The following is an 11,760-nucleotide window of genomic DNA, read 5'->3' on the forward strand; positions in this document are numbered from 1 at the left end:
AAATGCCAATATTAGAATTTGAAAAGCCGATTGTGAATTTGAAAGAAAAGATCAAAGAACTGAAATCTTTTACAGAGAATAGTGATATTGATTTAAGAGACGAAATCAATAATCTGGAGGAACGTTTAGCAAAGCTGGAAGAGGATATTTATGGCAACCTGAAACCCTGGAATCGTGTGCAGATGGCCAGACATCCTGAACGGCCGACCACGCTGGACTATGTCGATAGATTATTTGAAGATTTTATTGAATTTCATGGAGACCGCTTATTTGGCGAGGATGAAGCAATCGTTTCCGGAATTGCTTATTATAAAAAGCAGCCGGTGACAGTGATTGGACACCAGCGGGGGAAAGATACGAAAGAAAATATTAAACGTAATTTTGGCATGCCGCATCCGGAAGGTTACAGAAAAGCCTTACGCCATATGAAGCAGGCCGAAAAATTTAACCGCCCAATTATTACGTTTATCGATACCAAAGGGGCATACCCTGGGAAAGCTGCAGAAGAAAGAGGGCAAAGTGAAGCTATCGCCAAAAATCTAATGGAGATGGCCGGTTTAACGGTTCCCATTGTATGTATTGTGATAGGAGAAGGCGGCAGCGGGGGCGCCCTGGGAATCGGTGTTGGAAATCATGTGCATATGCTGGAGAATGCTACATATTCTGTTATTTCTCCGGAAGGTGCAGCTTCGATTCTTTGGAAAGATGCAGGAGAAGCACAGCGTGCCGCTGAAACGATGCAGATTACAGCTCCAGATTTAAAAAAATTAGGTGTTATTGATGAAATGATTCCTGAACCAAAAGGCGGCGCACATCGAGATATTGATACACAAGCTGGTCTTATTGATCAAGTGCTAGAAAAATCACTGAACGAGCTGAAAGCATTGTCACCAGAGGATATAGTTGAAGAAAGATGGCAAAAATATAAAAAGATAGGTTCATTTCAAACGATATAATTGTTTATAAAGGCTGAGAATGAATGTCAGCCTTTATTTTAGTTTGGATTATAATGAAAGAATCATGTAAAATAGAGAATGTAGTGGACGAAAGATAAGAAACCAAGCCTTTAATGATTTTGGTTTATCATTGCAGTCTCAGATGATTTTCTTTATCTTTTATTTATGTAGGGATATGTTCAGGTGTTTTAAAAATGTAATAGAGGGAATTGGACAAACTAGTACAACAGAGCGGAGTTGGCTTGTTGTTTGAGAAACGGGCTGTATGTTAGAAGTCAGCACTTGGATATATTTAAAATAAGTTGGACATTGCAATATTTTAACTATAAGGTGGGAAAATAAATGAAAAAAATTGGTGTTTTGACTAGTGGTGGAGATGCCCCCGGCATGAATGCTGCAATCAGAGCAGTTGTAAGAAAAGCAATCTATCATGACATGGAAGTGTTTGGAGTCAAAAATGGTTATCAGGGATTAATGGATGGTAATTTTGAAAAAATGCATCTTGGTTCTGTAGGTGATATTATTCATCGCGGCGGGACGATTTTATTTTCAGCTAGAAGTGAAGAATTTAAAACTGATGAAGGTCAGCAAAAAGCAGTCGAACAACTGAAGAAAGCCGGAATTGAAGGGCTAATCGTAATTGGCGGTGACGGCAGTTTTAAAGGAGCACAAAAACTGACGGCAAAGGGAATTCCTTGTATCGGTGTGCCGGGGACGATTGATAATGATATTGCAGGAACGGATTTCACAATTGGTTTTGATACATCTCTTAATACGATTATAGACGCTGTGGATAAGGTTCGTGATACGGCTACTTCCCATGAGCGTACATACGTCATAGAAGTAATGGGCCGCAATGCAGGAGATTTAGCATTATGGGCTGGCTTATCCGTTGGAGCTGAAAGTATCCTCATCCCCGAACAAAACGATGAATTCTCTCAAATCGTTGACCGGTTAAACCGCGGACATAAACGTGGGAAAAAGCACAGTATTATCCTGCTCGCAGAAGGCGTCGGCAATGGGTTTGACGTAGGGAAACAAATTGAAGAGGCTACTGACTTGGAAACAAGGGTAACTGTATTAGGACATATTCAAAGAGGTGGTTCTCCAACTGGCCAAGACAGGGTATTAGCAAGCCGTCTGGGTGCTGCAGCTGTAGAATTGCTCTTAAATAATAAAGGCGGTCGTATGGTTGGGATTCAAAACAACAAAATTGTCGATAATGATATTGATGACATTTTAAAATTGAAGCATCATATTGATAATGAAATGTTCCAGTTATCTAAAGAATTGTCTATTTAATGAAAGATTGGTATTGAATTGAAGGAGGAAATAATAATGAGAAATACAAAAATTGTTTGTACGATAGGGCCGGCATCAGAATCGGTTGAAAAATTGGAGCAGTTAATCGATGCAGGAATGAATGTAGCCAGATTAAACTTCTCCCATGGAGACTTTGACGAGCATGGTGCGCGAATCAAAAATATTCGTGAAGCAGCTGCCCGAAAAAATAAAACGGTAGCGATTCTTCTGGATACAAAAGGTCCTGAAATTCGCACAGGTAATTTTAAAGAAGGAAGAGCAGATATTGTTCAAGGGAATGAAGTAATTGTTTCCATGAATGATGTAGAAGGTACTGCTGAGCGATTCTCCATTACGTATGGTGGATTGATCAATGATGTTCATCCAGGATCTAAAATCCTTCTGGATGATGGTTTGATTGAATTAGAAGTAAAAGAAATCAAGCAAGAAAGCGGAGAAATTGTAACGGTAGCGTTGAACTCTGGGGAAATCAAAAACAAAAAAGGAGTTAACGTTCCGAACGTATCTGTTAATCTTCCAGGAATTACAGAAAAGGATACCAATGATATCATTTTTGGAGTGGAGCAAGGTGTAGACTTTATTGCAGCATCCTTTGTACGCCGTCCTTCAGATGTATTGGAAATCAAAGAAGTACTGGAGCAGCATCAGGCAGAGCATATTAAAATTATCCCTAAAATTGAAAACCAGGAAGGCGTAGACAATATTAACAGCATTCTGGAAGTAAGTGACGGTTTAATGGTTGCCCGTGGAGACTTAGGTGTCGAAATACCTGCAGAAGATGTACCTCTAGTTCAGAAAAAGCTTATTACGCAATGTAATACAGCTGGAAAACCAGTTATTACAGCGACACAAATGTTAGATTCCATGCAGCGTAATCCTCGTCCGACCCGTGCAGAGGCTTCTGACGTTGCAAATGCTATTTTTGATGGTACAGACGCTATCATGCTTTCTGGTGAAACAGCAGCTGGTAATTATCCGGTGGAATCTGTTCAAACCATGAGTAATATTGCATTAAAAGCAGAATCTGCATTAAATCATAAAGTAATTTTAGAAGAACGTTCTAAAAATGTAGATATGGAAATCAGAGAAGCGATTACGCAATCTGTTTCACATACGGCATATAACTTAGGTATTGGTACAATCATTACACCGACAGAAAGCGGATCGACAGCCCGCATGGTTTCCAAATATCGTCCGAAAGCAACGATTATTGCTGTAACCGTGGATGAAGTCGTAAATCGTCAGCTTTCTCTTGTGTGGGGTGTTCATGCAGTAATGGGAACTCCGACAAAATCTACAGATGAAATGCTGGAAGTGTCTGTCAAACAGGGGCTTGAAGCGGGCGTATGCAAACGAGGAGAAACTGTCCTTGTTGTTGCAGGGGTACCGGCTGGAGAAAAAGGTACAACAAATCTGATGAAAGTTCATGTCATTGGAGATGTAGTTGCAAAAGGACAAGGTATCGGAAGAAGTAAAGCATACGGACATGTTGTCTTTGCTAAAAACAATGAAGAAGCATTGACCCGTATGAATGAGGGAGATATCCTTGTAACACATGCTACGGAAAAAGAAATGATGCCGGCAATTGAAAAAGCTGCTGCCGTTATTACAGAAGAAGGCGGTTTGACTTCGCATGCTGCCGTAGTTGGTGTCAGCCTTGGAATCCCTGTTATTGTAGGTGTAGAGAATGTCTTTGATTTATTGGAAGACGGTCAGGACATTACAGTAGACAGCAGCCGCGGACAAGTTTACGCAGGTCACGCAGGTGTATTATAATAGGTAAGCAAGCAAACAGAACCTCCGAATACAATCGGAGGTTCTGTTTATACATTCCAAAAGTATAGCTGCACGATAGAAAGGATGTTAACAATGAGAAATAAATACCTTCTTCTGGCATTTATTATTATACCGGCAATCGAAATTGGAGTATTTCTATGGCTAAGCCAGCTTATAGGTGTGCTATGGGTAGTCGGATTAATTATTACAACAGCTATATTAGGGATTTTTCTGGCCAGATATCAGGGAATGGAAGTATTCAGACGTGCGCAGCTGCAATTACAAAGAGGGGCCCCTCCGACAGAAGAACTTCTTGATGGTCTGGCAACCATGCTTGGAGCATTCCTTTTGATTATTCCGGGCTTTGTTTTAGATATTGCAGGATTATTATTATTAATACCCTGGACAAGAAATCAATTTAAAAATCAGCTTAAGAAAATCGCTATGCAGTTAATGGGGAGAAATACAATTATTTATCGTCGCTGGTAGAGAGAGTTCAAAAGGGGTCCAAACGATAAGCGCTTTTCTCTGTTTGCTTCTAATTCAGCCCCTTTTTGAACACAGCTTAGCAGGAATCACCCTTTAATATAAAGGAATAATTGCTGAAACACCCCAGATTTTTTGATGGCGAGCATCACAACTAAACTGACCGGGGCAAAGATTAATCCCAGAACACCAAACCATTGGACGCCTAAAAACATCCCGATCAGCATCATTAAAGGCGAGATGCCAATGGAAGTTGCCACGATTTTAGGCTCTATAAACTGTCTGATAATAATAATCAGGCCGTACAGCACAGATAAACCAATCGTTAAGGAATAATTAAAGGTTAAAAAGCTAAACAGAATCCAAGGTATTATAATAATGCCGATTCCTAAATAAGGAATAAAGTCTGCGATTGCAGCAAACAATACAATGGTAAATGCATGCTCCACCCGAAGGATGAGCAGACCAGTCCACAAAATAACCGCAGAAATACAAACCAGTATTACCTGTGCTTTAAAGTAACCAATCACAGCTTCTTTTAAATGAGAGACTATTTTTTGATAAAGCGTGTACCAATTAGAAGGCATCATGTCATGGATGCGGATTTGAATATTTTGGAAGTCGTAGCTGATCATAAAAGTAGCCAGTACAATAAAAATAAGAACAGTAAAAGAATTTGGCAGTATAATTAAAAAATTTGCTGTCTGCTGCATCAGTATTTGAAAGAAATGAGTAAAAGCAGACGTCATCGAATCTGTAAAGGAATGAATATATTCATAGACTTCCAAACGATAATCGACATGCAGTGTCGTCAGCAGAGAAAGCAATTTATCGTATAATGGCAGGATGTGCATATCTAATAACTGCTGAAACTGTTCCATTATATGACGGAAATAAGCAGGAAGCCTGTCCGATAAATAGCTGATACCTTGATAAACTTCGCTTATTAAAAAGTATAGAGCAATCGTAAATAAACTGAGAAAAAGACTGAATGTGCTGATTAGAGCAAGTAGCCTCGGCATTTTAAGTGTGTTTACAAACCATCTGATCAGCGGCTGGAAGAGTAAAGAAAGCAGGAATGCTATCAGAATAGGATAGATATAAGGAAATAATATATAGAATAGGAAAAGACTGCTGCATAAAGTGCTGATAACAATAAAAGAACGGATAAGTTGTCCAAGGATTTTTGATTGCATCATATTTCCTCCAGAAAAAAAGACCTAATTTAATCTATGATTGGAAGCGGCAAAGTAGAAGTAATAAGGTCTTTGCATCATGGGTAAGTAGTAAAACGCCAGCAGGAAATGGAGGAATCTAACAGTTATTTAACATAATTTAAACGGTTTCAATTCACATTCTGCTTTTTATCATTTATAATGAAAGATGGGCAGATAATAAATATTGCTATAATCAAACTGAAGGGTACAAATGGAAAGGTAAAGTATTTCTATGTTTGTTTAAAAGTAGAATAATAAATTCATTGATACGTAATGGTCAAAAGACTCTGGTTCCACGTTTACATTGTCCGCGAAGCGCACGTTCCATCACCTGAATGATACGAAGTGAATGTATAGTAATTGCTCAATTTTATTCCTACATAGATTTAAACAATCAAAAAAGTTTGTCACCCTTGTATTATTTTATTTGAAATGAATATCTAATACTTTGATTAACTGGAAAGGGAGAGGTAATATGTCAACATCAAAAAAAGGATTAGAAAATATTGTCGCAACACAATCAGCAATTAGTTCGATCATAGATGATCAATTATCCTATGTGGGTTATAAAATTGATGATTTAGCTGAAAATTCCAGCTTCGAAGAAATTATTTATTTACTTTGGAATCAAAAGCTGCCGACTCAATCAGAATTAAATGCGTTAAAGGCTGATTTAGCAAAGAATATGAATATTTCAGATGCTATTGTCAATCATTTGCGTTCCTATGATTTGAACAGTGTGCATCCAATGGCAGCTCTTCGGACAGCGGTTTCATTATTGGGGATTTACGATGAAGAGGCTGATGTCATGGACGAAGAAGCAAATAAAAGAAAAGCTGTTCGTATCCAGGCAAAAATTGCTGCTGTTGTAGCTGCATTTGCAAGGATTCGTGACGGAAAAGACCCTGTTCAGCCAAAAGAAAACTTAAGTTATTCTGCCAATTTCTTATATATGCTGAACGGAAAAGAGCCGGAAGATATTGAAGTAGAAGCAATCAATAAAGCACTCGTGCTCCATGCTGATCATGAATTAAATGCATCTACGTTTACAGCACGGGTTTGTGTAGCAACCCTTTCAGATATTTACTCTGGACTTGTAGCAGCGATTGGAGCGCTAAAAGGACCATTGCATGGCGGTGCAAATGAAAATGTAATGAAGATGCTTCTGGAAATCGGCGAAGAAGAAAATGCTATCCCTTATATTAAAGAGAAGCTGGAAAACAAAGAAAAAATTATGGGCATGGGCCACCGTGTGTATCGTGATGGAGACCCGAGAGCTAAATTCTTGAGAGACATGTCCAAACAGCTTACCAAACTGACAGGACAGGAAAAATGGTATAATATGTCCATTGCTATTGAAGATTATGTGAAAGAGCATAAAGGACTTCCTGCAAATGTCGATTTTTACAGTGCATCGGTTTATCACAGCCTGGGAATTGAAGAGGATTTATTCACACCAATTTTCGCAGTAAGCAGAACTTCCGGCTGGATAGCGCATATTTTAGAACAATATGCAGACAATCGGTTAATTCGTCCGCGTGCCGAATATAATGGACCGGATTTACAAGAATATGTATCTATTGAACAAAGAGGATAATATCGTTAAAATGTAGTAGAATAGATTAGGAATCATTAATAGGAGGTTTTATCTATGACACAAGGTGAAAAAATTGTAGTAGAAAATGGCGAAATGAACGTACCAAACAAACCAATTATTCCATTTATTGAAGGGGACGGAACTGGTCCAGACATTTGGGCTGCTGCTCGCCGAGTAATCGAAGCGTCTGTTGAAAAAGCTTATAATGGAGAAAAAGGAATTGATTGGTTAGAAGTATATGCCGGCCAAAAAGCATTTGATAAAACAGGTGAATGGCTGCCGCAGGATACGTTAGATAAAATCAATGAATATAAAATTGCAATCAAAGGACCTTTAACTACACCAATCGGCGGCGGGATTCGCTCCCTTAACGTTGCTTTGCGTCAGGAATTAGATTTATTTACCTGCCTGCGTCCAGTACGTTATTTTGAAGGCGTTCCATCTCCAGTAAAACGTCCGGAAGATGTAGACATGGTTATTTTCCGTGAAAATACAGAAGATATTTATGCTGGTATTGAGTGGCAGGAAGGCACTGACGATGTGAAGAAAGTGCTTGACTTCCTGAAAAATGAAATGGACGTAAAAAATGTACGTTTCCCTGAAACTTCAGGTATCGGTGTGAAACCAGTATCGGAAGAAGGAACAAAACGTATTGTCCGTGCGGCAATTAACTATGCATTAACCGAAGGACGCAAAAATGTTACTTTAGTACATAAAGGTAACATTATGAAATTTACTGAAGGAGCTTTCAAAAACTGGGGTTATGAAGTTGCTGAACAGGAATTCGGTGATAAAGTGTTCACTTGGGCTGAATATGACCGCATTGTAGAAGCAGAAGGCAAAGAAGCAGCAAATAAAGCAGAAGAAGATGCATTAGCTGCCGGTAAACTTCTAGTAAAAGATTCGATTGCAGATATCTTCTTACAACAAATCCTTACTCGTCCAAAAGAGTTTGATGTTGTTGCAACAATGAACTTAAACGGTGACTACATTTCTGATGCACTTGCTGCACAGGTAGGCGGTATCGGGATTGCACCAGGAGCAAACATCAACTATGATACTGGACATGCTATTTTTGAAGCAACGCATGGTACTGCACCAAAATACGCAGGACTAGATAAAGTAAATCCATCTTCTGTTATTTTATCTGCTGTATTAATGCTTGAGCATTTAGAGTGGAGAGAAGCAGCTGATTTGATTACAAAATCAATGGATAAAACAATTGGTTCTAAAGTTGTAACTTATGACTTTGCACGTTTAATGGATGGCGCAACTGAAGTGAAATGCTCTGAGTTTGCTGATGAACTGATCAAGAACATGGAAGCATAAGCACCAAAATAAAAAAGTGTAAATATAGGAAGGTCAGTATAACTGACCTGACCTAAACAAAAGAAAATGTTTGTGGTGACGAGAGGTATCGTGCTGCAAGCATTTTCTTTAAATGTATGTTATTTAAAAACGACTAGGGGAGGTATGTAAAATGAGTTCTGCACGAAAAAAAATTTCCGTTATCGGTTCTGGCTTTACAGGAGCGACCACGGCATTAATGGTTGCACAAAAGGAATTAGGGGATGTTGTTCTTGTTGATATTCCTGATATGGAGAATCCGACAAAGGGAAAAGCGCTGGATATGGCAGAAGCAGCACCGGTTCAAGGTTTTGATGCGAAAGTGACGGGCACGTCTGATTATGCGGAAACAAAGGATTCTGACTTAGTTATCATCACTGCAGGAATTGCACGGAAACCGGGAATGTCCAGAGATGATCTGGTCAATACAAATGCCAAAATAATGAATACGATTACAAAGGAAATTGTTAGGTATTCAGCCGATGCAACGATTATTGTGCTGACCAATCCGGTAGATGCGATGACTTACAGTGTGTATAAAGCTTCCGGGCTTCCAAAAGAACGTGTTATCGGACAATCCGGGGTGTTGGACACAGCCCGTTTTAGAGCCTTTGTAGCGGAAGAATTGAATATTTCCGTGAAAGATATTACCGGTTTTGTTTTAGGCGGACACGGTGATGACATGGTCCCGCTTATCCGTTATTCTTACGCAGGCGGCATCCCGCTTGAAAAGCTGATTTCGAAAGAACGGTTACAAGAGATTGTACAAAGAACCCGGACTGGCGGCGGTGAAATTGTAAATCTGTTAGGAAATGGAAGTGCTTACTATGCGCCGGCTGCTTCTTTAACCGTAATGGCAGAAGCAATACTAAAGGATCAGCGCCGGATATTACCATCCATTGCTTATTTAGAAGGGGAATACGGCTATGATGGTATTTACTTAGGTGTACCGACTGTTCTTGGCGGCAAAGGGATTGAAGAAGTGATTGAGCTGGATTTAACAGAGGAAGAGAAGCAGCAATTAGATAAATCTGCAGAATCTGTAAAGAAAGTAATTGACATTCTGGAATGAATTTTAATAAAAGCGCAATGGTTTAAAAATAGACCATTGCGCTTTTATTAATGACTCAACTTTTGCACATTAAAAGTAGCTTCATTTCCATAGAAATAGGAGTTGATCGTTCCTTCGAAAATACCCTTGACAAAGAATAGAAGGTGAAGTGTAAAGCACCATCACCAATTCCAAAAAGGCCGGATATGTAACCAGCAAGCATGCTAATGGAGAACATGTTCATCTTGGAATAGCAAGATAAATTTGCTTATTCTTAGGTGCGAAAGTTGAGTTAATGAATAAGAATGTTTTAAAGAATAGCTGAAAACAGCCGCTCTAGCAAGAACACCAAGTTTTAGAGACAAAGTGATCATCTTGGTTTTTATTATGAGTAAAAATACATTTTCGATTGGTTATTATTTTGTACCCGCTGCCTTCATTATTGCATAGGCTACTATACATAATGAAGGAGAGGATCTGAATGAAATGAGTTTAACTATCCCGCATTTATTGTATGGATTTTTTACTTTGCTTATTTTAATAACAATGATTTTCCGGAGAGGCATTGTTCTTCCAAGCCTACTAGGAACATTTGTTATTGCCTGCTTTTATAAAGGAAGTATAGTCAGCGGATTTATGGCTATTTTTAACGCTAATTTAGTCGCAGCACGTGAGCTTTTTAGTATCTTTTTGATTATTACTTTTATGCTTGCGCTATTAAATGCCTTAAAAGATTTGAAAGCGGATGTACTGATGATTCAGCCAATTCAGAAGGTCATGGTCAATGGACATTTATCTTATTTTGTTTTAATCGCTGTGACGTATGTGGTTTCTTTATTTTTCTGGCCGACACCAGCTGTCCCGCTTATTTGTGCTTTACTTGTCCCTGCAGCGATACGTTCTGGGCTGCCGGCGATTACAGCGGCAGTTGCGATTACAATAGCAGGCCAGGGGATGGCTTTATCCTCTGACTATATTGTTCAGGTTGCACCAGCTCTTTCTGCAGCTGCAGCGGGTGTAGAAACTTCAGCAGTTGCTGATCGGGCACTGGTTTTATCTATTATTACCGGTGTGATTGCTTCTGTATTAGCTTATTTATTTTACAGAAATTCGATTCGTTCAAAAGTAGACCCTAGAAATCAGACAGAAGCAGAACAAATTCAAGATTATGATTCCTCCGGCCATAAGGCAGCTTCGAAGCATTTGAACAAGTGGAGTCGCGCGTTTGCCTGGCTGGTGCCAATTGTTTTATTATCCGTCGTCGGATATATGCTGTACAGTAAATTTTTTGGATCCAGTGATTTGGTCGGTGGAGAAGGAGCTGCCTTCGTTGGCGGAGTGGCAGTGATTCTATTATTATTGGCTACGGCTGTATTTGGAAAGCAAAATGCGTTAGATTATGTGGGGAATCATATCACCAATGGATTTGTATTTGCCTTTAAGGCAATGGGACCAGTTATCCCGATTGCAGGATTTTTCTTCTTAGGAAATGCGGAATTTTCACGGGAAATATTACTTGTAGAAGAAGCGCCATCCTTTTTATTCGATATCATTTCATCCATCCAGGCCTTTCTTCCGGAAAGCACGGTGTTTGTTGCTTTTAGCTTATTAATTGTAGGGATTATCACAGGACTGGACGGATCTGGCTTTTCCGGCTTGCCATTAACGGGAGCATTAGCTGCATCCTTAGAATCTGCTTCCATCGATGCAAGTACATTAGCAGCAATAGGCCAGCTTGGAGCAATTTGGACTGGCGGAGGAGCATTAATTGCATGGTCCTCCCTAATTGCTGTTGCAGGATTTTGTGGTGTTTCAGCAATGGAACTAGTCAGGAAAAACTTTTTTCCGGTCATACTGGGACTATTTATAGCGACGCTTGCTGCGTTAATCATATTTTAATGGAAGAGAAAATATAATTGTATGGGTTAGGGTTGTTCATTCTGGCTCATACAATTTTTTAGCTGTTTTCCAATGGTATTATTTGAAATTTTTTAAATATAATGTGAA

The 11,760-nt window shown here is 39.2% G+C and carries 9 protein-coding genes; 8 read left to right on the forward strand and 1 reads right to left on the reverse strand.

Translation table 11 applies throughout. From position 1 onward, the window contains the following. Nucleotides 1-2: 2 nt before the first annotated feature. From accA to ACZSMY_RS00730, 4 genes are all read left to right on the forward strand, one after another. On the forward strand, nt 3-956 hold the full coding sequence (gene accA, locus ACZSMY_RS00715; RefSeq protein WP_042535346.1) for an acetyl-CoA carboxylase carboxyl transferase subunit alpha: 954 nt from the start codon (nt 3-5) through the stop codon (nt 954-956). A 342-nt stretch (nt 957-1,298) separates the two neighbouring features. After that, nucleotides 1,299-2,258 carry a 6-phosphofructokinase gene (gene pfkA, locus ACZSMY_RS00720; RefSeq protein WP_256704893.1) on the forward strand — a complete coding sequence of 320 codons (960 nt, stop codon included), beginning with the start codon at nt 1,299-1,301 and terminating at the stop codon, nt 2,256-2,258. A gap of 36 nt (nt 2,259-2,294) precedes the next feature. Continuing rightward, entirely contained in the window at nt 2,295-4,055 is a 1,761-nt protein-coding gene (pyk, locus tag ACZSMY_RS00725) for a pyruvate kinase (RefSeq protein WP_256704892.1), read from the forward strand. A 93-nt stretch (nt 4,056-4,148) separates the two neighbouring features. Continuing rightward, on the forward strand, nt 4,149-4,544 hold the full coding sequence (locus ACZSMY_RS00730) for an FxsA family protein (protein WP_042535342.1): 396 nt from the start codon (nt 4,149-4,151) through the stop codon (nt 4,542-4,544). An 86-nt stretch (nt 4,545-4,630) separates the two neighbouring features. Here the strand turns inward: ACZSMY_RS00730 and ytvI are convergent, their stop codons facing one another. Next, nucleotides 4,631-5,740 carry a sporulation integral membrane protein YtvI gene (gene ytvI / locus ACZSMY_RS00735; protein WP_193063254.1) on the reverse strand — a complete coding sequence of 370 codons (1,110 nt, stop codon included), beginning with the start codon at nt 5,738-5,740 and terminating at the stop codon, nt 4,631-4,633. 493 nt (nt 5,741-6,233) lie between these two features. Here ytvI and citZ point away from each other — a divergent pair, with 493 nt between their 5' ends. The 4 genes from citZ (at nt 6,234) to ACZSMY_RS00755 (ending at nt 11,652) form a co-directional block, all read left to right on the forward strand. Further along, the gene (citZ, locus tag ACZSMY_RS00740) at nt 6,234-7,355 is read left to right on the forward strand and encodes a citrate synthase (RefSeq protein WP_042535340.1); all 1,122 of its coding nucleotides are present in this window, start codon (nt 6,234-6,236) and stop codon (nt 7,353-7,355) included. 54 nt (nt 7,356-7,409) lie between these two features. Then, complete coding sequence (gene icd, locus ACZSMY_RS00745; protein ID WP_042535339.1) at nt 7,410-8,684, forward strand: NADP-dependent isocitrate dehydrogenase; 1,275 nt, start codon at nt 7,410-7,412, stop codon at nt 8,682-8,684. A 151-nt stretch (nt 8,685-8,835) separates the two neighbouring features. Next, nucleotides 8,836-9,774 (forward strand): malate dehydrogenase, encoded by a 939-nt coding sequence (gene mdh, locus ACZSMY_RS00750; protein WP_212928482.1) that lies wholly within the window; start codon nt 8,836-8,838, stop codon nt 9,772-9,774. Between the two features lie 465 nt (nt 9,775-10,239). Further along, on the forward strand, nt 10,240-11,652 hold the full coding sequence (locus ACZSMY_RS00755; RefSeq protein ID WP_042535334.1) for a hypothetical protein: 1,413 nt from the start codon (nt 10,240-10,242) through the stop codon (nt 11,650-11,652). Nucleotides 11,653-11,760 lie beyond the last annotated feature (108 nt).

The organism is Oceanobacillus sp. B139/18 (assembly GCF_055524595.1).

Excerpts from the sequence above, each read along its gene's own strand:
- accA (WP_042535346.1), top strand. The coding sequence starts at position 3 with ATGCCAATATTAGAATTTGAAAAGCCGATTGTGAATTTGAAAGAAAAG.
- pfkA (WP_256704893.1), top strand. The coding sequence starts at position 1,299 with ATGAAAAAAATTGGTGTTTTGACTAGTGGTGGAGATGCCCCCGGCATG.
- pyk (WP_256704892.1), top strand. The coding sequence starts at position 2,295 with ATGAGAAATACAAAAATTGTTTGTACGATAGGGCCGGCATCAGAATCG.
- ACZSMY_RS00730 (WP_042535342.1), top strand. The coding sequence starts at position 4,149 with ATGAGAAATAAATACCTTCTTCTGGCATTTATTATTATACCGGCAATC.
- ytvI (WP_193063254.1), bottom strand. The coding sequence starts at position 5,740 with ATGATGCAATCAAAAATCCTTGGACAACTTATCCGTTCTTTTATTGTT.
- citZ (WP_042535340.1), top strand. The coding sequence starts at position 6,234 with ATGTCAACATCAAAAAAAGGATTAGAAAATATTGTCGCAACACAATCA.
- icd (WP_042535339.1), top strand. The coding sequence starts at position 7,410 with ATGACACAAGGTGAAAAAATTGTAGTAGAAAATGGCGAAATGAACGTA.
- mdh (WP_212928482.1), top strand. The coding sequence starts at position 8,836 with ATGAGTTCTGCACGAAAAAAAATTTCCGTTATCGGTTCTGGCTTTACA.
- ACZSMY_RS00755 (WP_042535334.1), top strand. The coding sequence starts at position 10,240 with ATGAGTTTAACTATCCCGCATTTATTGTATGGATTTTTTACTTTGCTT.